Genomic DNA, 20,551 nt, shown 5'->3' with positions numbered 1-20,551 from the left:
CATAAACGCAAATTATTTGCTTTTAGCATCGCGCCGCCCTACATGAGGCAAACGCAACGATTTAGCTTTAAGAGGTATATAGATGGTCTCGGATCGCAAATCCAGTGAAGCGGATGCCGCAGCCCGCAATCCGATCGCCTTTCATGCCGTGACGCTCGCCACCGTCTTCGGCGCGTCGGCGGCGCCGACGCCGCTCTATCGCATCTATCAGGAGAGCTTCTCCGTCTCGCCGGTGATGATCACCGTCGTCTTCGCCGTCTATGCCTTCGCGCTGCTGACGGCGCTGTTGATCGCCGGTTCGATTTCCGACCATCTCGGCCGCAAGCCGGTGATCTTTACGGCACTCATGCTGGAGATCGCGGCAATGGCGCTGTTCACCGTCGCCAGCGGCCCCGGCTGGCTGATCGCCGCCCGCATCGTCCAGGGTCTTGCCACAGGCATTGCCGGCGCCTCGATCGGGGCGGCGCTCGTCGATGTCGACCGCGCCCGCGGGCAGCTCGTCAATTCGCTGGCGCCGCTTTCGGGCATGGCGGTTGGCGCGATCGGCACCAGCACGCTGATCCAGTACGGCCCCTTCCCGCTGCACCTCGTCTATGCGCTACTGCTGATCGGCTTTGCGATCCAGGCTGTCGCGATCTGGCTGACGCCGGAGACCGGCGGCAAGCGGCCGGGCATGCTCGCGTCGCTGAAACCGCAGATCGCCGTGCCGCCGCAGGTGAAGCGGACACTGGCGCTGGTGACGCCGATCAACATCGCCAACTGGACGCTCGGCGGCTTCTATCTGTCGCTCGTGCCCTCGCTCGTCGTCTCAACTACCGGCAGCCACGCGCCGCTGACGGGTGGCGCTGTCGTCACCGCGCTGATGATCTCCGGCGCAATCGCCGTCTATCTGCGCCGCGCGCAGGCGCCGAGGGCCAATCTTCGCTTCGGTGTTTCGGCAACGACTGCGGGTATTCTGACCGTCGTCGCGGGTGTGCATCTTGCCAATGTTCCAGTGCTGCTCGCCGGCACGCTGCTGACCGGCATCGGCTTCGGCGTCAATTTCATGGGTTCGGTCGGCTCGATCATGCCGCTTGCCAAGGCTGACGAGCGGGCGGGCCTGCTGTCTGCCTTCTACATCCAGAGCTATCTCGCCTTCAGCCTGCCCGCCATTCTGGCCGGTTTCCTGGCGAAATCGATCGGCTATGCGCTGACGACAGATATCTATGGCACGGCGATCGTGCTGGTCAGCCTTGCCGGGCTGCTGGCGGTGATGAGGGCGGGAAAGCCAAGCGCGGCGGTTGCATAAAATGCAGCCGCCTATGCGCGCAATGGTAGGCTAATGCAAAAGGCTGAATTGCAATAGCGTGCGATCCATCGCCTCATTGAGCCGGGCAACAATCTTCTATCCTCATCGACACGGGTCCGCCCTGGGCCCCTGGCAACGCTTTGGTTTCACACATGCGCCTGATTGTCGTCAATGACGTGTCCGTTGTCCGGGGTGGCGCCACCAAGGTTGCGATCCAGTGCCTGGAGGCATGCGTCGATGCCGGGGTCAACTGCACCTTCTTCGTCGGCGACGACGGGGCCGGGCTGAAGGAATACGGGCTTGATGTGCGTACCATTGCGCTCGGCGAAAAGCCGCTGCGCGACGGGCCCGCGATCGCCAATATCTTCGACCGGCATTTCAACAAGCGGGCCTATGAGGCGCTCTCCGGGCTGCTCGCCGAATCCGCCGACGAAACCGTCGTGCATGTCCATGGCTGGAACCAGATTCTGTCGCCCTCGATCTTCCACGCGCTGTCGCAGAGCAATGCGCGCGTCATCATCACCGCCCATGATTTCTTCCTGAACTGCCCGAATGGCGGCCTCCTGAACTACAAGAGCGGCGAGATCTGCTCGGTGACGCCGATGTCGATGAGCTGCCTGACCACCAATTGCGACAAGCGCAACTATCTCCACAAGCTCTGGCGCTTCCGCCGGACCTTGGCGCAGGCGGGTGTCGGCGATGCCTTCTGGGAGCGGATCGAGGTGATCCTCGCCCATGAGAACATGGAGGCCTATCTGACGCCGGGGCCGCTCAAACATTTCCAGACGCTGCGCACGCCGACCGAACCGCTGACCCCGCCAGCCGACCGAACCCTGGCTGCGCGACCGCATCATGTTTCTCGGCCGCATGACCTGGGAAAAGGGTGTGCGCACACTCGGCGAAGCGCTGCGGATGACCGGCCAGGCGGCGACGCTGATCGGCCGCGGGCCGCTGCTGGAAGAGATGCAGAAGACCCTGCCGCATTGCTGGGTGCCGGGCTGGCTCGACGATGCCACCGTCGCCAAGCTTGCCGGCGAGGCGCGCGTCTTCATCATGCCGTCGCGGATGCCCGAGCCTTACGGCCTGGTCGCGGCAGAGGCGATCATGAGCGGCATTCCGCTGATCGTCAGCAGCAATGCGCTGATCTCTGAAGAGATCGCGGCGAATGGCGCCGGGCTGGTGTTCAAGAGCGGCGATGCCGCCTCGCTTGCCGATGCGCTCAACAAGGTCAAGAGCGACAGCCTTGTCCAGAAGCTTACCGAAGGCGCCCGCGCCTTCGGACAGAAGATCGCGCCCTCCCGCCAGGAATGGGACCAGCGGATGATCGCGATCTACACGGGGGAAAATGCCTTTCTTGCGGCCTAGGAGGGATCATGGCGCGTGCATTGGTGACTGGGGGATGCGGCTTCGTCGGCCGGCATCTATGCGAGCGGCTGCTTGCCGAAGGAATGGACGTCGTCTCGGTGGACCTGATGAAGCCGGGCACGGGCGCGCTGCCGCCATCGCCTAGGCTGCTTTCCAACCGCCGTTTCACCTTCCTGCAGGAGGATTGCCGCAGCTATTTCGAGCGCACGGACGAGCATTTCGACTATGTCTTCCATCTCGCGGCACTCGTCGGCGGGCGCATGACGCTGGAGAGCCAGACGCTTCTCGTTGCCGAGGATCTCGCCGTCGATGCCGCGCTCTGGCGCTGGGCGGGCGAGAGACGGCCTGGAAATGTCGTCTATTTCAGTTCGAGTGCGGCCTATCCCGTTTCGCTGCAGACCTTCGAGGCGCAGACGATCCTTTCCGAAGACATGATCTCCTTCGACCGGCCGATCGGCGTGCCGGACCTCAGCTACGGCTGGACGAAGCTGACCGGCGAATATCTGATGAAGCTCTATGTCGAGCGCTATGGCGGCCGCGCCGTCGCCTACCGCCCGTTCAGCGGCTATGGCGAAGACCAGGACCTCGCCTACCCCTTCCCCGCCATCTGCCGCCGCCTGATCCGCGAACGCGGGGCGCCGAACGTCTCCGTCTGGGGCAGCGGCCACCAGTGCCGCGACTTCATCCACATCTCCGACTGCATCGGCTTCGTCATCGACACGATGGACGCCATGACCTCGGGCACCAGCCTCAACCTTTCGACCGGGGACGCCACCTCCTTCATCGAACTCGCCAGACTGATCGCCCGCGAACTCGGCTGGTCACCGGAGGTCAACGGCACCGCGAGCCGGCCTGAGGGCGTGTTCTACCGCTGCGGGGATACCGCGCTGCAGCGGGAATTCGGGCTGGCGCCGAAGGTGAGCCTTGAGGAAGGGATCAGGCGGTCGCTGGAGTTTCATCGGGAGATGGAAGGCGTGATGGCTTGAGAATTGCGGGCATGGCCCAACCATCAATTTGAATGTTATCGAGACGTGTACAACGTCGCTCGTTTGAGAGGCGCAGCTTGCAAAGAGCTACAATTTTAGGCTGAATGGCGACCCAGTTTCCATTGGTTATTGACCCGGATGAGCGACCCAGTTGCATTCTTGAGCTATGTGCGTGCAGATGATGAACACGATCACGGACGAATTACTGCACTTCGACATCGTCTAGAGGGCGAGGTGCGAATGCACACGGGAAGACCCTTCAAGATATTTCAAGACAAGTCTGACATCCAATGGGGCCAGCAATGGAAAGAGCGGCTGGATTCGACCCTTCTAAACGTCACTTTCTTGATACCGGTTGTTACTCCAGGCTATTTTACAAGCTCGGCTTGCCGAGATGAATTCCAGAAATTTCTTCTTCGAGAAAAACAACTCGGAGAAAACAGCTTAATTCTTCCGATATACTATTTTTCTGCCGAACAACTCGAAAATGGAGACGGAGATTATTTTGACGATATGGGAGAAATACTAGCATCTCGCAATTGGTCTGACTGGCGACAGCTTCGTTTCCGCCCCCTTGGATCCGAGGAGGTTGAGCGCGCCATCTCAGATATGGCAGGAAGAATAAAACAAGCGACCAGAGATCTTGGTCAAGTCATCAAGGCAGCTGCAACTACTATTGAAGTTAAGACTGAGACCGAGGCGCCCGAGATATCTAAGGAAATAATTGACCTCTCGGATTTTTCTCCGGAAATACCGACTTTTGTCGATTTCAATGCGTCGCGCAGCGGGCGCAAGCACGCGCCCGATTCCGGCTATTACGCATATACAAAAGAGTTTGACGAAGAGGTAAGTGCGGAAGATCTATCGGACCCTGCCGAGTTACGACGCCTAGGAAAGCGCTTCAAAACTCTTGTTCAATCGCTTGAGAACCAGCATGCAGACCTAATAAGGAAAATCAAAGCGGAGATGCTATTGGGCAGCAAAGCGCCGTTTCCCAGCGTTGCCTTGCTGATCGACAATTCCGGCAGCATGAAAGGTCCTAAAATAGAATATACGGCTGCATGGAGTTTCATAGCCTGTAAGATTCTCGAGGAAACTGGATATCAAACGGAGATTTTAGGCTTTACCACCCGCACATGGAAAGGGGGGCAATCGCGAGAAAAATGGCTAACCAGCGGTAAGCCGAAGTCACCCGGCAGGCTGAATGACTTGCGGCATATTATTTACAAGGACTTTAGTCAGTCGGTACTTAGCTCGCTGTCAAGAGTTTCACTGATGACGAGAGTCGGTCTGTTGAAAGAGAATATCGACGGAGAGGCCATGCTTTGGGCCTACAATCGCATTAAAGAGCATGGTGATCGGCAGTCATCGATAGTTGTTATCAGCGATGGCGCGCCAGTTGATGATTCCACGCTCGCGAGCAACAAAGGCGACTTCCTCGCTAAACACCTCATATCCACTATTGAATGGCTGTCGCGCAGCGAAGGCGTGAACGTAATTGGGATTGGCATCGACCACGATTTGTCACGCTATTACAAAAACACTTCCCATGTGGAAGGAGCATCAGAGAATGGCTTTGAGATCATAAAGGCTTTGCCTCTGCTGCTGATGGCTCCTGAAAAAACAGCCTAACGCCAGTAAAACCTTCCCCACCCCTATCAACCCCTTGTTAAACCTTTATTGACCATAATCGCCGCTTCAGGCGCGGTATTGTAGGCGTTCACCGGACCTCTGCTGCCTTTACTCGCGTAAGACGGAGATGGTCATATGGAATGTGCGGCGAAGACGCGGGCGGGTCAGGATGGGAAGGGGTTTGGCCTCTTTTCGGCGCTGGCGCGGCAGGCTGTGCGGGCCGTCGTGGCGTCGTTCCTGGCGGTGCCGGCCTTTCTCGGGTCCGAGGTTGCGGCTGCTGCCGAAGACCGGGCGCTGAAGCTTTATTTCACCCATACCGGCGAGAAGGCGACGATCACCTTCAAGCGTGACGGCAGGTTCGATCCGCGCGGGTTGAAGCAGATCAACCGCTTCCTGCGCGACTGGCGCCGCAACGAGCCAGCACGGATGGATCCGCGGCTGCTCGATCTCGTCTGGGAGGTCTATCAGAAGGCCGGCGGGCGCGATTACATTCATGTCGTCTCCGCCTACCGCTCACCTGCCACCAACAACATGCTGCGCACCCGCTCGCGGGTGACGGGCGTTGCCAAGAACAGCCAGCACATGCTCGGCAAGGCGATGGATTTCTATATTCCGGGCGTGCAGCTCGCCAAGCTGCGCGGCATCGCCATGCAGATGCAGGGCGGCGGCGTCGGTTACTATCCGAAATCCGGTTCGCCCTTCGTGCATCTCGATGTCGGCCGGGTGCGCGCCTGGCCGCGCATGTCGCGCCAGGAGCTGGCGCGAATCTTCCCGACCGGCAAGACCATGCATGTTCCGGCCGACGGACGGCCGCTGCCGGGCTACAACCAGGCGGTCGCCGAATACAAGAAGCGCGGCAGCGTGAAGACCGTCGAAGTCGCTTCCGTCGAGGACGACGAGGATACGGGCAGCAGTGCTGCACTTCCGAGCAAGCTCGCGACGGCGCTGGTGCCGACGCCGCGTAGCAGCGTGAAGCGCGACATTCCGATGCTTTCGGCCGTGCCGGTTCCTGAAAAGCCCGCACCCGAGAGCTATACCAATCTCGCCTCGCTCAGCGTGCCGCTGCCCGTTCTGCGGCCTGGCAGCGAGAAGGCGAATGCGCCTGTCGATCCGGTGCAGACGGCTTCGATCGATCCGGTCGCCATCCGCCCGGAAATCCGCCCCGCCGGTCCCTCGTTCGGCGCCAGCGCGCTTGCCTCTCTCAAGCCGAGCTCGATGCCCGGTGCGCAGTCCGAGCTGATGGCGGCGCTGCCGCTCGCCAAGTCGCCGGAGCTCGATGGCGGCGTTTCCAGCATCTCCGACGAGGCACTGATGGGCTGGGCGCTGCATGGCAACGGCCGCGAGCTCGGCATGAGCGCGCCGCGCATCATCCGCCGGGCGATCCTTGCCGATCACAGCATGGCTTACGAGATCCTCGACGACGAAGAGGAAGCCGACGAAGCCGAGTTCGATGTTGACCGCTTCGGGTCCGATCAGGCAGGCTGAGGGGATGGGCGCCGCCTGAGCGCCCCTCTGCGCCCGATGATGGCGCGTGCCTGAATGGAGTCTTGAGAATTGAGTACCGCTTTCGTCAAGGAAGAGAGCGCCGAAACCGCGGCAGAAACCCACCTGCCCGACCGGCCGATCTCGCCGCATCCGAACCTCGTCACCGAAGCCGGGCTGAAGGCGCTGGAAGCGCAGCTGCAGCAGGCGCGCGAGGGCGTGGAAGCTGCAGCCGGGATCGAGGATGTCAACGAGAAGCGGCGCCAGACGGCCATTCCGCTGCGCGATTTCCGCTATTTCGCCGAGCGCGTGCGCACCGCGCAGGTGATGCCGGTGCCGGCCTCCAACGATGTCGTCGCCTTCGGCAGCACGGTGACCTTCAGCCGCGACGACGGCCGCGTGCAGACCTACCGCATCGTCGGCGAGGACGAGGCCGACCCCAAGGCGGGGTCGATTTCGTTTGTCTCACCGGTGGCCCGGGGGTTGATGGGCAAGGGTGTGGGCGATGTCGCCATGGTTGGTGATCAGGAGCTGGAGATTACGGCGATCGCTTGAGAGCGGCCACCAAGGCCGTCATCCTCGGCCTTGTGCCGAGGATCTAAGGATTCCTTGCGTCTGCCGTTTCACTCCATGTCTGCCGTTGCAGATGCTCGGGACAGGCCCGAGCATGACGGCGTGGTGGTGGGCCGCGGCCTGCCCTAGCCTGCCAGAGGCGGCCTACGCCGCCTCCTTTTCCCCGCGGTAGGGGTCGAAGCGGCCGTAGAAGGTTTCGCCCTTGGCGGCCATGTCCTTCAGCAGCGGCGTCGGCTTGAAATGCGGGCCGTAGGAGGCCGCGAGCTTTTCCGCCAGTTCGACGAAGGCCTTGGCGCCCATGCCGTCGATATAGCTCAAGGCGCCGCCCGTGTATGGCGCGAAGCCGAAGCCGAGGATAGAGCCGACATCGGCCTCGCGCGGATCGGTGACGATACCTTCCTCGACGGTGCGGGCCGCTTCCAGCGCGATGGTGACGAGGAAGCGCTGCTTCAGCACTTCGATATCCACCTCATCGGCCTTCTTCTGCGGATAGAAGGTCTTCAATTCAGGCCAGAGCGATTTTTTGGCGGGCTTCGGCGGGTAGTCGTAGAAGCCCTTGGTGTTCTTGCGGCCGAAGCGGCCTTCCTTCTCGACCATGCGGGCGACGAGCTCCATGTGGCGCGGGTCGATCGCCTTGTCACCCAGATCGGCGACGGTGGCCTTGAGGATCTTCAGCGATAGGTCGATCGCCACTTCATCGTTCAGCGCCAGAGGTCCAACAGGCATGCCGGCCATCTTGGCGGCATTCTCGATCATCACAGGAGGCACGCCTTCGATCAGCATGTCATAGCTTTCCGACATGTAGCGCAGGACGCAGCGGTTGACGAAGAAGCCGCGGGTGTCGTTGACGACGATCGGCGTCTTCTTGATCGCCGCGACGTAATCGAGCGCCACAGCGAGTGCCCTGTCGCCGGTTTCCTTGCCGAGGATCACTTCGGTCAGCATCATCTTCTCGACCGGCGAGAAGAAATGGATGCCGATGAAGTCGGCCGGGCGCCTGGAGTTCTTGGCGAGACCGGTGATCGGCAGGGTGGAGGTGTTGGAGGCGAAGATCGCGCCCTCGGGCAGCGCTTCCTCGACTGCCTCGATCACGGCCTTCTTGACTTCGCGGTCTTCAAAGACGGCTTCGATGACGAGGCCGGCATCCCGGAGATCGGCGTAATCGGCAGACGGGGTGATGCGAGCAAGGATGGCGGCTGCCTCATCCTGCGTCAGCCGGCCCTTGCCGACGGAATCCTTCGCCAGCCCCTCGCCCGTTGCCTTGCCCTTGCTGGCGGCGTCGATATCGCGGTCGATGAGCGTGACCTCGAGACCAGCGGCGGCCGAGACATAGGCGATCGAGGCGCCCATGAAGCCGGCGCCGACGACACCGATCTTCTTCAGCTCGGTCTTCGGCTGACCGGCCGGGCGGCGCGCACCCTTGCCGAGTTCCTGCATCGAGATGAACAGCGAGCGGATCATCGAGAAGGCTTCGGTGGTCTGCAGCACCTGGGTGAAATAGCGCTGCTCGATCTTCAGCGCCGTATCGAAGGGCACCTGCAGGCCTTCATAGACGCATTTCAGGATGGCAAGCGCGCCCGGATAGTTGCCCGCGGTCTCGCGGCGCAGGATCGCCGGAGCGGCCGGCCAGAGCTGCGCGGAGGCCGGCGTCCAGATGCCGCCGCCGGGAACCTTGAAGCCCTTCTCATCCCAGGGGGCGACCGGCTTCAGGCCATCTTTGATCATCTGCTTGGCGGCCGGGATCAGCTGGTCCGGCTCGACGACCTGATGCACGAGGTTCATCGCCTTGGCGCGCGAAGCGGTCAGCGATTGACCTGTTGTCATCATCTGCAGCGCGGACTGCGCATCGGCGAGGCGCGAAACGCGCTGCGTACCGCCGGCACCCGGGAAGATGCCGACCTTGACTTCGGGGAGCGCGATCTTGACCGACTTGGCATTCGAGGCGACGCGGCCATGGCAGGCGAGCGACATTTCCAGCGCGCCGCCCATGCAGGTGCCGTTGATCGCTGAGACCCACGGCTTGCCGCAGGTCTCCAGCTTGCGGAACAGGCCGGTCATGCGCCCGACGAGATCGAACAGCTTTTGTGCGGCGGTATCGGGATTGGCGGCCTTCTCGGTCTGGTACAGCGTGAACATCGACTTGATCATCGACAGATCAGCGCCGCCGGAGAAGGACGACTTGCCCGAAGTGATCACCACGCCCTTGACGGCGCTGTCGGCGACAGTGGCGTCAACGATGGCGTTGAGCTCCTCCATCACCTCTTCGGTGAAGACGTTCAATCGACTTGCCGGGCATGTCCCAGGTGACGAGCGCAATGCCGTCTGCGTCGGTCGCGAGGGTGAAATTCTTGTAGGTCATGGTCTTTCCTCCCTCAGACGCGTTCGATGACGGTTGCCGTGCCCATGCCGGCGCCGATGCAGAGCGTGACCAGCGCGGTGTTCAGATCGCGGCGCTCCAGCTCGTCCAGCACGGTGCCGAGGATCATCGCGCCGGTGGCGCCGAGCGGGTGGCCCATGGCGATGGCGCCGCCATTGACGTTGATCTTGTGGTGGTCGATGTCGAAGGCCTGCATGTAGCGCAGCACGACGGCGGCGAAGGCTTCGTTGAGCTCGAAGAGATCGATATCGGCGAGCGACATGCCGGTGCGCTTCAGCAGCTTTTCGGTGACGTCGACGGGGCCGGTCAGCATCAGCGCCGGATCGGAGCCGATATTGGCGAAGGCCTTGATGCGGCCGCGCGGCTTCTTGCCGAGGCTTTCGCCACCGGCCTTGGAGCCGAGCAGCACGGCGGCTGCGCCATCGACGATGCCGGAGGAATTGCCGGCGTGGTGGACGTAGTTGACGCGCTCGACCTCCGGGTGGGCCTGGATGGCGACGGCTTCGAAGCCGCCCATTTCGCCGGGCATCTGGAAGGACGGGTTGAGCGAGGCAAGCGCCTGCATGTCGGTGCCGGGGCGCATGTGCTCGTCATGGGCGAGGATCGTGAGGCCGTTCTGATCCTTCACAGGGATGACGGAGTTCTTGAAGTAGCCCTTCTCCCAGGCGTTGGCGGCGCGCTTCTGGCTCTCGACGGCATAGGCATCGACGTCGTCGCGGGAGAAGCCGTATTTGGTTGCGATCAGGTCGGCGGAAACGCCCTGCGGCATGAAATAGGCCGGGAAGTTGACGGAGGGGTCCATGAACCAGGCGCCGCCGGACATGCCGAGGCCGACGCGCGACATGCTTTCGACGCCACCGGCAATGACGATGTCATCGGCACCCTGGGCGATCTTGGCCGCACCAAAATTCACGGCGTCGAGGCCCGAAGCGCAGAAACGGGAGATCTGCATACCGGGCGCACGGGTAGAATAGCCTGCTTCGAAGGCAGCCGCCTTGGGGATCACCGCACCGGCATCCATGACCGGATCGACGCAACCCATGATAATGTCATCGACGGTGTTGGTGTCCAGCCCGTTGCGATCGCGGATCGCTTCCAGCGTCTTGGCGGTAAGGCGCACGGACGGCACTTCATGCAACGAGCCATCCTTCTTGCCGCGGCCGCGCGGCGTGCGCACGTGGTCGTAAATGAATACGTCGGTCATCGTCTTTTCTCCCTCGCGGCGTATGGCGCCGTTCAACTCAGAATGCTTCGGCGGCCAGTTCCATCATCGTGTCGGCGCCGGTTTCGATGCGGGCCTTGCGCAGCGCCGTCTCCGGCATGATGCGCTCCATGTAGAACTTGCCGGTGACGAGCTTGGTCTTGAGGTAGTCGGCGCGAGCGCTGTCGCCGCTCGCAAGCGCGTCTTCGGCCGCCTTCGCCATCTTCGCCCACATGTAGCCGAGAACGACGAGGCCGAAGAGGTGCATGTAATCGGTCGAACCGGCGCCGGCATTGTCGGGCTTGGCCATGGCATTCTGCATGAACCACATGGTCGCCGCCTGCACGTCGTTCAAGCCCTTCTTCAGATGCTTGGTGAAGAAGGCGAGCTTCTCGTCGTTGCGGTTCTCTTCACAGAAATCGCCGATCTCCTTGAAGAGCGCCATGACGGCGCGGCCGCCATTGAGGCCGAGCTTGCGGCCGACGAGGTCGAGCGCCTGGATGCCGTTGGCGCCTTCGTAGATCATGGCGATGCGGGCATCGCGCACATACTGGCTCATGCCGTGTTCTTCGATATAGCCGTGGCCGCCGAAGACCTGCTGGGCCATCACGGCGTGGTCGAAGCCCTTGTCGGTCATCAAGCCCTTGAGGATCGGGGTGACGAGGCCGAGGATATCGTCGGCCGTCTGGCGTTCCTTGTCGTCGGCCGAGCGGTGGGCGATGTCGGATTTCAGAGCGGTCCACAGCAGGAAGGCGCGGCCGGCCTCGTTGAAGGCGCGGATGGTCATCAGCGAGCGGCGGATATCCGGATGGACGATGATCGGGTCGGCCTTCTTGTCCGGCGCCTTGGGGCCGGAGAGCGAGCGGCCCTGGATGCGCTCGCGGGCATAGTTGACGGCGTTCTGATAGGCGATCTCGGAGATCGACAGGCCCTGCAGGCCGACGCCGAGGCGGGCCTCGTTCATCATCACGAACATGGCGTTGAGGCCGCGGTTTTCGGCGCCGATCAGATAGCCGGTCGCCTCGTCATAGTTCATGACGCAGGTGGCGTTGCCGTGGATGCCCATCTTGTGCTCGATCGCGCCGCAGGAGACAGCGTTGCGGTCTCCCGGCGTGCCGTCTTCCTTGACCATGAATTTCGGCACGATGAAGAGAGAGATGCCCTTGGTACCCTCCGGCGCGCCCTCGATGCGGGCGAGCACGAGATGGACGATATTGCCGGTCATGTCGTGTTCGCCGGCGGAGATGAAGATCTTCTGGCCGGAGATCTTGTAGCTGCCATCGCCCTGCGGCACGGCCTTGGTGCGCAGCAGGCCGAGATCGGTGCCGCAATGAGGTTCGGTCAGGTTCATGGTGCCGGACCATTCGCCGGAGACCATCTTCGGCAGGTACGTCTGCTTCTGCTCGTCGGAACCGTGGACGAGGATCGCGGCGATCGCGCCCTGCGTCAGGCCCGGATACATCATCAGCGACATGTTGGCGGCGGAGGTGTATTCGCCGACAGCCGCATGCAGCGTGTAGGGAAGCCCCTGCCCGCCGAATTCTTCCGGCACGGCAAGCCCGGTCCAGCCGCCCTTGCAATAGGCGTCGTAAGCTTCCTTGAAGCCCTTGGGAACAGTGACCGAGCCGTCGTCGCCGCGCTTGCAGCCTTCCTGATCGCCTGAATAGTTGAGCGGGAAAAGCACCTCTTCGGCCACCTTCGCGGCCTCGCCGAGGATTGCCTCGATCATGTCAGGTGTCGCATCCGCAAAGCCCGGGAGATTGTTGTAGCGCTCCAGACCCAGCACGTCGTTCAGGACGAAGAGCGTGTCATTAACCGGGGCCTTATAGACTGGCATCGTTCGAATTCCTCCAATTCGCAGACCGGACCGAGACCGGCACATGGGAGTGTCTTACAAAATATTGACGTTTGCGTAAACGTCAAATTCTGCATTTGCTCGAATTTGTGATGAGGATCACGGCACAGCGGATGGACGGAGATTTCCGCCTGGAGGTCAGTGAAGTTCGGCCGACAGCGCGGCGCTTCTGCGAACGACGTCGCTCATGGTTTTCAACAGTGAGGAAAACTCCTCGAGGACGAGGCCGAAATAGGCGTCGTCGGTCTCGGCGAGCGCCGTGATCGAGGCGCAGGCATTGAAGATCAGCTTGTCGAGATTGTCGCTCTGATCGAAGAGGCCCTCGGAAAGCTCGTCATCGCGCAGTGTGTGAAGCTCGTCGACAATCTTGCGGATGAGCGAGCGACGCTGCCAGCGATGCATGCCGGAGATATTCTTCTGCGCATGCCGGATTTCGGACATCAGATTTCTATGCAAGAATCAGCCCTCGTGAGCCGCCCACTCTAGCTGCGCTTTGTAACGCTATCGTGTGAGCCTCGGGCGCAGGCAATTTGCCATCAGTTCCTGCTTGGTGGCGAAGTGGCCGAAGAGCTGGACAAGCTCGCGCTCCTGCTTGCGGTCCAGACCTTGTTTGCGGGCGAAATCACTGACACTCCAGACTTTTCTGGCATCTTGCAGCGATGTGACTTTGGGGTCGATGTGCGAGCTCATGGGACCGCCCTCCTTCAAGGCGTCAAATCAACGCCGAGGACTACCCCTCAGTTCCTGCCGATCACGGCTTTTTGCTCTCCGTACGAAAGAAGACAAAGGGCGGGAAAACGTGCCGGAATTGTCGGGAAGCGCTCCGCTCAGCCGTCCTCGGATTGCTCAACCCCAAAAGGCAACAGAGGAGGACTTCTCATGACCCGGATATCGAACAATCTCTGGTTCGAAAAGGACGCCCAGCAGGCAGTGGATTTCTATGTCTCCGTAATCCCGGACTCGACCTTCATCCGCTCGACCGTCATTCCCGCCGATACGCCGAGCGGGCCGGAAGGCAGCTGCAAGGTGATCGAATTCCGGCTCGGCGACCAGAATTATCTGGCGCTTGAGGCAGGACCGCTCGATGCCTTCAACCATGCCTTCTCGATCATCGTGGAATGCGACAGCCAGGCCGAGATCGACCGCATATGGGATGCGTTTCTGAGCAATGGCGGAACGACGGAAGCCTGCGGCTGGCTGAAAGATCGCTGGGGCCTCTCCTGGCAGATCACCCCGCGCGTGCTCGGCGAGATGATGGCCGATCCGGATCGTGCCAAGGCGCGGCGGATGACGGCAGCGATGCTGCAGATGGTGAAGCTCGACCTCGCCAAGCTAGAGGCAGCCTTCAACGGCTGAGTGCGGCGCCAGTCACAGATGGAGCGGCCTTGGCGAATTTCTTCGCGCCGGCGACGCAGGCAACCACAGCCAGCGTTGCCGCCAGCATGCTCCAGCTGACGCTCTCCTTGAGCAGTGTTGCCGCCAGCACCAGGCTGAAGAACGGCTGCAGCAGCTGCAACTGGCCGACACCGGCGATGCCGCCAAGCGCCAGGCCGCGATACCAGAAGATGAAGCCGATCAGCATGCTGAAGAGCGACACATAGCCAAGGCCAAGCCAGGCGGGATTGCTGATTTCAGGCAAGGTCTGCGGCATCGCAACGACCGACAGGACCAGCATCAGCGGCAGCGACAGGACGAGCGCCCAGGAGATCACCTGCCAGCCGCCGAGCTTGCGGGAAAGGCGTGCGCCCTCGGCGTAGCCCAAACCGCAGACGACGATGGCCGCGAGCATAAGGAGATCGCCGGCCGATGTCGCGCCATCGCCCTGTGCCAGCGCGAAGCCGGCGACAATGGCGCTGCCGAGGCAGGAAAACAACCAGAAGACCGGCTGCGGCCGTTCGCCGCCGCGCAGCACCCCGAAGATCGCCGTCGACAGCGGCAGGAGACCGATGAAGACGGTCGAATGGGCCGAGGTGATATGCTTCAGCGCGATTGCGGTCAGCAGCGGAAAGCCGATGACGACCCCGAAGGAAACGACCGCGAGCGAGACGAGATCGCTGCGCAGCGGGCGCTTTTCGCGGAAGAGGATCAGCAGGCCACCTGCCAGAATGCCGGCGATCACCGCCCGCGCGACGGTGAGGAACAGCGGATCGAAACCGGCAACGGCAACACGGGTCGCGGGAAGCGAACCGCTGAAGATGAGTATCCCCATAAAGCCACTAAGCCAACCGGCTGCCGTCTTGTCCATGCGCACATGCTCCTGTTCTCGCCCGCTATGAACCCGAAGGCATGGCATTGCCAGCAACAGTACGGTACAGTTTGCGCAAACTGTTATGGACACGGATACAGTACAGATGGATCAAGCGGTCAAAAACCTGGACAGTGGCAAGCGCATCGGTGCCGTAATGACGGAAATCCGCCGGCGGATTGCCGGGCGGGAACTGGTACCGGGGTCGCGGCTACCCTCGGTGCGCGCCTTCGCGAAGATCATGCACGTCTCGGCCTCCACCGTCGTCGAGGCCTATGAGCGGCTGGCCGCCGAAGGGCTGATCCGCTCGCGCCCAGGCTCCGGTTTCTATGTCTCGAGCTCGCCGCAGCCGCTGACGCTGTCGGAGATCGGGCCGAAGCTCGACCGGGCGATCGATCCGCTCTGGGTCTACCGTCAATCGCTGGAGGACAGCCCGGATCTCCTGAAGCCCGGATGCGGGTGGCTTCCGGAAAGCTGGATGCCGGTCGATGCAATCAGAAAGGCATTGCGCACCATTGCCCGGGGAGAGGATGCCGTTCTTGCCAATTACGGCACGCCGCTCGGCCAGCTTCCATTGCGGCAACTGCTTTCCCGGCGGATGAACGAGCGTGGCATTCCCGCCTCGCCCGACCACATCATCCTGACGGAATCCGGCACGCAGGCGATCGATCTGGTGTGCCGGTTGCTGATAGAGCCCGGCGATACCGTCATCGTCGACGATCCCTGCTACTTCAACTTCCATGCACTGCTGCGCGCCAATCGTGCCAAGGCCATCGCCGTGCCGATGACGCCGCAGGGACCGGATATCGAGGCCTTTGCGCAGGCGATCGAGCAGCACAAGCCGCGGCTCTACATCACCAATTCCGCCATCCACAATCCGACCGGAGCCACCTGCTCGGCCGTCGTCGCGCACAAGCTGCTGAAGCTCGCGGAACGGGCCAATCTGACGATCATCGAGGACGACATCTTCGCCGATCTGGAGCACGAGCCCTCCCCGCGCCTTGCCGCCTTCGACGGGCTGGAGCGGGTCGTGCATGTCGGCAGCTTTTCCAAGACGCTTTCCACCTCGGTGCGCTGCGGCTTCATCGCGGCAAAGCCGGAATGGGTCGAGCCGCTAATCGATCTCAAGCTGGTGACGAGCATCGGCGGCGGCCGGCTGAATGCCGAGCTGATCCTCCTGCTTCTGACCGACGGCAGCTACCGCAAGCATCTCGATACGCTGAAGGTGCGGCTTTCGAAGGCGATGGACGAGACGATCGGGCGGCTGGCGCCGCTCGGCATCACGCCCTGGATCACGCCGCAATCCGGGATCTTCCTGTGGTGCCAATTGCCGGACGGTATCAATGCAGGCGATATCGCCCAGTCCTGCCTTGCCGACAATGTCGTGCTGGCGCCCGGCAATGCCTTCAGCACGGCGCCGGAGGGGAGCCGGTTCCTGCGCTTCAATGCGGCGCAATCCGGCGATCCACGCATTTATCGCGCGCTTGAGAAAGCCCTGAAGGCGGCGCGTCACATGCCGGCGATCAGGTAGCGGTCACGGCCTGCGGCCTTTGCCTGATAGAGCGCGGCATCGACGACCTTGAGGAGATCGATGCGGTTGCTGCCTGCCTGTGGCGCCAGCGCTCCGCCGATGCTGAGACGCGCACCGACCGATATGCCTTCGACCTCGAAAGGTTCGCGGAAAGCGGCGACCAGGCGCTCGGCGACGGACGATAATGCGGCGGCATTCGGCGGATTGGGGATGAAGACGGCGAACTCGTCGCCGCCCATGCGCACGGCAATATCACCGGCCCGGATGACGGCGCGGATACGGTTTGCCGCCTCGCGCAACACCTCGTCGCCTGCATGATGGCCGAGGCGGTCGTTGATGCCCTTGAACCCATCCATGTCGAGATAGAGGGCGCCGAAGGTCTGGCTCGCCGCAAGCGACCGTTCGAGTTCGCCATCGACAAGGCTCGCAAGCGCCGTGCGATTGTAGAAGCCGGTCAGCGGATCGGTCATTGCCGCGGCGCGCAGGCTGGTTTCGGCAAGGCCCATGACCATGTTGGCCTTCTGCAGGCGCAGCAACGCACCCGCGACCAGCGCGAAGCGGCTGAGATTGCCGATCTCGGCATCGGACAAATCCCGCGGTTCCACATCGAGAATGCAGAAGGCGCCGACGGCCAGGCTGCCCTCCATCTCGATCGGCGCGCCAGCATAGAAGCGAAAATGCGGGTCGCCGGTCACATAAGGCATATCCGACAATTCCGGATGGCGCTGTAGATCGGGAACGATGACGAGGTCGTTGGCGTAGACGACACGGGTGCAGATCGAGAGATCGCGCGAGCACTCGGCGAGCTTCATCCCCGCCTGGCCGGCAACGCGCTGCCAATCCTCATCGATGATGTTGATGGCCGCGAAGGGTGTTTCGAAGACGCCGCGCGCCAGCTCGGCGAGAGCCGCAAGCTCCGGCGTCGAACTGCGGCTTACGGCATTCAAGGCGCGGACCGCCAGCAGCCGTTCTGCTTCATTGGCGGGGAGCCGGACGACCTGTCCCATTCATACCTCCGTCAGTTCGCAACCCGTTGCTAAAACATGATGTCATGATTTGTCAGGGCAAGGGCAAAGTTTGACGAATGTTAACAAGGCGTTGCCAGCAGCAATGTCTGGCAGCGGACATTGGCGCGGAAAGCTGGTAAACTGATTTCGGGCTTGCAACCGGAGGAGCGCATGGACGACCGTCAAGCCATTTCAGATCTGATCGAGCGGCAGTTTGCCAGTCTCAGCTGGGCGCATGGCACTGGGCCCGATGCCGAGGGCTTCATGGAGGATTTCCACTCGGATGCCCTGCTGTTTGCCTCGGCGCGTCCCGCAAGGGCACAGACGCCGCGGAAATTCCTGGAGCGCATGGAGGGGCTGTCGCAGACGTCGCTGCGCGCCTTTGCCGAACATTGTCCGGCGCGAGAAATCCGCATCTTCGGCAATGTTGCCGTTGCGGTTGCCGCCTGTGAGAACGTCGAGAACAATCGCGAGCGCAGCCGCAATGTCGAGATGATGCTGCTGGTGAAGGACAGCAGCGGCTGGAAGATCGCGGCGCAGGCATGGGACAAGATGACGCCGGGCCAGAGCTTTCCGGACTGGCTTTCGTAAGGCGGTTGCTTCCCGCGACAGGTGCGTTACATTTCGTTGGCTAACCGAAGAACGAGCTTGGGAGGAGCGACTTCATGAGACGGATGTGGCCTGAGGAGTTCAATTTCATCCTGAACGGCGCGGAGGAAGTGACGCTGGATATTCCGGCGACCGTGCACGAAGACGGCTCGCATGGCGAGGCGACCCATCGCCAGGCGCTGCGGGTGCGGATTTCGCAGCAGGATTACGAGCGCATCTGGCCGCTCGCCGAGGCGCGCTACCGCCTCGACGGCAAATTCGCCGGCAAGGCGATCACGCTGATCGCCAATAATCCACATTACCATACCTGGCATCCTGCCGATGGCGGCACCGCGGACGAGACATCGGACAGCGGCAGGCACTACACGACGAAATATGTCGTCGTGCATTTCCTGCTGGATGACGTGCGGGAGGCAGCGGCGGCCTGAGGCCGCCCGCCCTTACGCCTCATCAAGCGCCAGCGTGAGATCGGCAATCAAGTCGTCGGGATGCTCGATCCCGATCGACAGGCGGATCGTTGATTCAAGCACGCCGATGCGCTGGCGCACATCTGCCGGCACGCCCGAATGCGTCATCGTCGCCGGATGAGACGCGAGCGATTCCGTTCCGCCGAGGCTGACGGCCAGCTTGAAGATCTTCAGCGCGTTCAGGAATTTGAACGAGGCCGGCTGGCCACCCTTGATATCGAAGGAGAAGGTCGAGCCCGCGCCGCTGCACTGGGCCGTAAACGTGCGGCCGACCGGCGACTGCGGATCGTTGTAGGGCAGATAGTGAATCTTCTCGACCTTCGGATGCTCGCGCAGGAAACCGGCGACGGCTTCGGCATTGCTGTTGGCGCGCTCCATGCGGATCTGCAGCGTTTCCAGTGAACGGCCAAGCATCCAGCAGGAATGCGGATCAAGCTGCGTGCCGATCGCCCCACGCAGTGCCTTGACCTGCTTCATCACGGCCTTGCGGCCGAGTGCGGCGCCGGCGATCAGGTCCGAATGGCCGCCGACATATTTGGTCAGCGAATAGAGCGAAATGTCGGCGCCATGCTCGATCGGGCGCTGGAAGACCGGGCCGAGCAACGTGTTGTCGCAGGCGATGATTGGCGTATGGCCCTGCTTTTCGCCGATCGCATCGGCGACACGGCGGATCATCGCGACATCGACGAGGCTATTGGTCGGATTGGCCGGCGTTTCGATGAGGATGACGGAGACGCGGCCCTTGGCCATCGCCTGTTCGGCCGCGGCGTTTACCGAGCTCTCGCTGACACCATCGGCAAAGCCGACGGCGGAGACGCCGAGATTGAGGAAGGTCCTGGCAAGCAGCGTTTCCGTGCCGCCATAGAGCGGTTGCGAATGCAGGACGGCATCGCCGGGACGGACAAAGGCGAGCAGCGTGGTGGCGATCGCCGACATGCCGGACGAGAAGAGCGCGCAGCTTTCGGTGCGCTCATAGACGGCAAGGCGGTCTTCGACGATCTCGCTATTCGGATGGTTGAAGCGGGAATAGACGAGACCCGCACCCTTGCCCTCCGGGGGCTCCTTGCGGCCGGAGACATAGTCGAAGAAATCCCGGCCATCCTCGGCGGACTTGAAGACGAAGGTCGAGGTCAGGAAGACCGGCGGCTTGACGGCGCCTTCCGACAATTCCGGATCATAGCCGTAGTTCAGCATCTGGGTTTCCGGATGCAGGGCGTGATTGCCGATATGGGTTCTCGACGGGTGCGGCGCAGTCATGAAACGTCTCCTCAAACAATGTCACGGACTTCGCCCGGCAAATTATATCAGATGCAGCGGCGGGTTCTTGCTATTTGGCGCGGCCTGATATTGTTGGAAGCAACTTCTTGCGGAGATCAGCGAAAAGTGACGCAGAAAATTGCCGATACGATCGACCGCCGTATCCTCAAGGAACTGGCGGCCGACGCGCGCATCACCAACAACGAATTGGCGGAGCGTGTGGGGCTTTCGGCATCGGCTTGTTTGCGGCGGCTACGGCGTCTGGAAGAGACCGGCGTCATCCAGGGTTACACCGCGATGATCGACCCGGCCGTCGAGGGCTGGACGATGACGGCGATCGCCTCGGTGCGGCTCAGCCGCCAGCACGAGGACGAGATCCGGATGTTCGAGGATGCCGTGCGCGGCTGGGACGAAGTGCTGGAATGCCACCTCGTTACCGGTTCCAAGGACTATGTGCTGAAGGTGATGAGCTCCGGGCTCGAACAATACGAGCGGTTCATCAAGGACAAGATCGCCAAGCTGAAATGCGTCGAGACGATCGAGACCAGCTTCGTGATGAACACCATCAAGGCGCGGCGCTCCTGAGCGTCAAAAATGCCCATAAAGCCTCAAGTGTTAAAAAATTCTCACACAAATTAACGGGTTGTTTACCACGTTTCGTGAAAGGTGCGCGGTG

Annotated in this window: 19 protein-coding genes and 1 pseudogene; 11 read left to right on the top strand and 9 right to left on the bottom strand. The window is 62.0% G+C overall.

Annotation, left to right across the window (positions count from 1 at the left end; all coding sequences use genetic code 11):
• The first annotated feature begins 82 nt into the window (after positions 1–82).
• A complete protein-coding gene (locus ABIE40_RS02625; RefSeq protein WP_199626158.1) occupies positions 83–1,288 on the top strand; it encodes an MFS transporter in 1,206 nt (401 codons plus the stop codon).
• A 146-nt stretch (positions 1,289–1,434) separates the two neighbouring features.
• On the opposite strand, the gene ABIE40_RS02620 is transcribed toward ABIE40_RS02625, so the two are convergent.
• Entirely contained in the window at positions 1,435–2,025 is a 591-nt protein-coding gene (locus ABIE40_RS02620) for a hypothetical protein (RefSeq protein WP_354540952.1), read from the bottom strand.
• 115 nt (positions 2,026–2,140) lie between these two features.
• Between ABIE40_RS02620 and ABIE40_RS02615 the strand changes: the two genes are divergently transcribed.
• The 5 genes from ABIE40_RS02615 (at position 2,141) to greA (ending at position 7,308) form a co-directional block, all read left to right on the top strand.
• Complete coding sequence (locus ABIE40_RS02615) at positions 2,141–2,653, top strand: glycosyltransferase family 4 protein (protein WP_354540951.1); 513 nt, start codon at positions 2,141–2,143, stop codon at positions 2,651–2,653.
• Between the two features lie 8 nt (positions 2,654–2,661).
• A complete protein-coding gene (locus ABIE40_RS02610; protein ID WP_199626157.1) occupies positions 2,662–3,639 on the top strand; it encodes an NAD-dependent epimerase/dehydratase family protein in 978 nt (325 codons plus the stop codon).
• A 138-nt stretch (positions 3,640–3,777) separates the two neighbouring features.
• A complete protein-coding gene (locus ABIE40_RS02605) occupies positions 3,778–5,271 on the top strand; it encodes a cobaltochelatase CobT-related protein (protein ID WP_199626156.1) in 1,494 nt (497 codons plus the stop codon).
• 135 nt (positions 5,272–5,406) lie between these two features.
• On the top strand, positions 5,407–6,756 hold the full coding sequence (locus ABIE40_RS02600; protein WP_199626155.1) for a peptidoglycan L,D-endopeptidase MepK: 1,350 nt from the start codon (positions 5,407–5,409) through the stop codon (positions 6,754–6,756).
• 69 nt (positions 6,757–6,825) lie between these two features.
• Positions 6,826–7,308: a transcription elongation factor GreA gene (gene greA / locus ABIE40_RS02595; protein WP_199626154.1), complete on the top strand. Its 483-nt coding sequence runs from the start codon at positions 6,826–6,828 to the stop codon at positions 7,306–7,308.
• Positions 7,309–7,470: 162 nt separating this feature from the next.
• Here the strand turns inward: greA and ABIE40_RS02590 are convergent.
• The 5 genes and pseudogenes from ABIE40_RS02590 to ABIE40_RS02570 all read right to left on the bottom strand — a co-directional run bounded on the left by ABIE40_RS02590 (position 7,471) and on the right by ABIE40_RS02570 (position 13,449).
• Positions 7,471–9,685: pseudogene (locus ABIE40_RS02590) on the bottom strand (FAD-dependent oxidoreductase).
• A 13-nt stretch (positions 9,686–9,698) separates the two neighbouring features.
• Positions 9,699–10,907 (bottom strand): acetyl-CoA C-acetyltransferase, encoded by a 1,209-nt coding sequence (locus ABIE40_RS02585; protein ID WP_199626152.1) that lies wholly within the window; start codon positions 10,905–10,907, stop codon positions 9,699–9,701.
• Between the two features lie 37 nt (positions 10,908–10,944).
• Positions 10,945–12,741 carry an acyl-CoA dehydrogenase C-terminal domain-containing protein gene (locus ABIE40_RS02580; RefSeq protein ID WP_199626151.1) on the bottom strand — a complete coding sequence of 599 codons (1,797 nt, stop codon included), beginning with the start codon at positions 12,739–12,741 and terminating at the stop codon, positions 10,945–10,947.
• Positions 12,742–12,897: 156 nt separating this feature from the next.
• Positions 12,898–13,200, bottom strand: a complete 303-nt coding sequence (locus ABIE40_RS02575) for a hypothetical protein (RefSeq protein ID WP_130279100.1) — start codon at positions 13,198–13,200, stop codon at positions 12,898–12,900.
• Positions 13,201–13,260: 60 nt separating this feature from the next.
• Entirely contained in the window at positions 13,261–13,449 is a 189-nt protein-coding gene (locus ABIE40_RS02570; protein ID WP_025555255.1) for a hypothetical protein, read from the bottom strand.
• A gap of 189 nt (positions 13,450–13,638) precedes the next feature.
• Between ABIE40_RS02570 and ABIE40_RS02565 the strand changes: the two genes are divergently transcribed.
• Positions 13,639–14,115 (top strand): VOC family protein, encoded by a 477-nt coding sequence (locus ABIE40_RS02565; protein ID WP_199626150.1) that lies wholly within the window; start codon positions 13,639–13,641, stop codon positions 14,113–14,115.
• Here ABIE40_RS02565 and ABIE40_RS02560 read toward each other — a convergent pair.
• Positions 14,105–15,004 (bottom strand): DMT family transporter, encoded by a 900-nt coding sequence (locus ABIE40_RS02560; protein WP_199626149.1) that lies wholly within the window; start codon positions 15,002–15,004, stop codon positions 14,105–14,107. The two genes, ABIE40_RS02565 and ABIE40_RS02560, sit on opposite strands and share 11 nt — an antisense overlap.
• 106 nt (positions 15,005–15,110) lie before the next feature.
• Here ABIE40_RS02560 and ABIE40_RS02555 point away from each other — a divergent pair, with 106 nt between their 5' ends.
• Positions 15,111–16,535, top strand: a complete 1,425-nt coding sequence (locus ABIE40_RS02555) for an aminotransferase-like domain-containing protein (protein ID WP_199626148.1) — start codon at positions 15,111–15,113, stop codon at positions 16,533–16,535.
• On the opposite strand, the gene ABIE40_RS02550 is transcribed toward ABIE40_RS02555, so the two are convergent.
• Entirely contained in the window at positions 16,514–17,542 is a 1,029-nt protein-coding gene (locus ABIE40_RS02550) for a GGDEF domain-containing protein (RefSeq protein ID WP_199626147.1), read from the bottom strand. The two genes, ABIE40_RS02555 and ABIE40_RS02550, sit on opposite strands and share 22 nt — an antisense overlap.
• Positions 17,543–17,713: 171 nt before the next feature.
• On the opposite strand from ABIE40_RS02550, the gene ABIE40_RS02545 reads away from it, so the two are divergent.
• On the top strand, positions 17,714–18,133 hold the full coding sequence (locus ABIE40_RS02545) for a nuclear transport factor 2 family protein (protein ID WP_199626146.1): 420 nt from the start codon (positions 17,714–17,716) through the stop codon (positions 18,131–18,133).
• An 83-nt stretch (positions 18,134–18,216) separates the two neighbouring features.
• On the top strand, positions 18,217–18,579 hold the full coding sequence (locus tag ABIE40_RS02540) for a hypothetical protein (protein ID WP_025555261.1): 363 nt from the start codon (positions 18,217–18,219) through the stop codon (positions 18,577–18,579).
• A 12-nt stretch (positions 18,580–18,591) separates the two neighbouring features.
• On the opposite strand, the gene ABIE40_RS02535 is transcribed toward ABIE40_RS02540, so the two are convergent.
• Positions 18,592–19,875, bottom strand: a complete 1,284-nt coding sequence (locus ABIE40_RS02535; RefSeq protein ID WP_199626145.1) for a cystathionine gamma-synthase family protein — start codon at positions 19,873–19,875, stop codon at positions 18,592–18,594.
• A gap of 126 nt (positions 19,876–20,001) precedes the next feature.
• On the opposite strand from ABIE40_RS02535, the gene ABIE40_RS02530 reads away from it, so the two are divergent.
• A complete protein-coding gene (locus ABIE40_RS02530; RefSeq protein ID WP_199626144.1) occupies positions 20,002–20,460 on the top strand; it encodes an Lrp/AsnC family transcriptional regulator in 459 nt (152 codons plus the stop codon).
• Positions 20,461–20,551 lie beyond the last annotated feature (91 nt).

Origin of the sequence: Rhizobium sp. OAE497 (assembly GCF_040546565.1) — a bacterium.
GTDB lineage: Bacteria > Pseudomonadota > Alphaproteobacteria > Rhizobiales > Rhizobiaceae > Rhizobium.
Note: the sequence above shows the minus strand (reverse complement) of the source record. Positions and strands in the feature narration are given on the sequence as shown.

Bases quoted from the DNA above. Each gene is read 5' to 3' on its own strand.
- ABIE40_RS02625 (WP_199626158.1), top strand. From the start codon at position 83: ATGGTCTCGGATCGCAAATCCAGTGAAGCGGATGCCGCAGCCCGCAAT.
- ABIE40_RS02620 (WP_354540952.1), bottom strand. From the start codon at position 2,025: ATGGGCGAGGATCACCTCGATCCGCTCCCAGAAGGCATCGCCGACACC.
- ABIE40_RS02615 (WP_354540951.1), top strand. From the start codon at position 2,141: ATGTTTCTCGGCCGCATGACCTGGGAAAAGGGTGTGCGCACACTCGGC.
- ABIE40_RS02610 (WP_199626157.1), top strand. From the start codon at position 2,662: ATGGCGCGTGCATTGGTGACTGGGGGATGCGGCTTCGTCGGCCGGCAT.
- ABIE40_RS02605 (WP_199626156.1), top strand. From the start codon at position 3,778: ATGAGCGACCCAGTTGCATTCTTGAGCTATGTGCGTGCAGATGATGAA.
- ABIE40_RS02600 (WP_199626155.1), top strand. From the start codon at position 5,407: ATGGAATGTGCGGCGAAGACGCGGGCGGGTCAGGATGGGAAGGGGTTT.
- ABIE40_RS02585 (WP_199626152.1), bottom strand. From the start codon at position 10,907: ATGACCGACGTATTCATTTACGACCACGTGCGCACGCCGCGCGGCCGC.
- ABIE40_RS02580 (WP_199626151.1), bottom strand. From the start codon at position 12,741: ATGCCAGTCTATAAGGCCCCGGTTAATGACACGCTCTTCGTCCTGAAC.
- ABIE40_RS02575 (WP_130279100.1), bottom strand. From the start codon at position 13,200: ATGTCCGAAATCCGGCATGCGCAGAAGAATATCTCCGGCATGCATCGC.
- ABIE40_RS02570 (WP_025555255.1), bottom strand. From the start codon at position 13,449: ATGAGCTCGCACATCGACCCCAAAGTCACATCGCTGCAAGATGCCAGA.
- ABIE40_RS02565 (WP_199626150.1), top strand. From the start codon at position 13,639: ATGACCCGGATATCGAACAATCTCTGGTTCGAAAAGGACGCCCAGCAG.
- ABIE40_RS02560 (WP_199626149.1), bottom strand. From the start codon at position 15,004: ATGGACAAGACGGCAGCCGGTTGGCTTAGTGGCTTTATGGGGATACTC.
- ABIE40_RS02555 (WP_199626148.1), top strand. From the start codon at position 15,111: ATGGATCAAGCGGTCAAAAACCTGGACAGTGGCAAGCGCATCGGTGCC.
- ABIE40_RS02550 (WP_199626147.1), bottom strand. From the start codon at position 17,542: ATGGGACAGGTCGTCCGGCTCCCCGCCAATGAAGCAGAACGGCTGCTG.
- ABIE40_RS02545 (WP_199626146.1), top strand. From the start codon at position 17,714: ATGGACGACCGTCAAGCCATTTCAGATCTGATCGAGCGGCAGTTTGCC.
- ABIE40_RS02540 (WP_025555261.1), top strand. From the start codon at position 18,217: ATGTGGCCTGAGGAGTTCAATTTCATCCTGAACGGCGCGGAGGAAGTG.
- ABIE40_RS02535 (WP_199626145.1), bottom strand. From the start codon at position 19,875: ATGACTGCGCCGCACCCGTCGAGAACCCATATCGGCAATCACGCCCTG.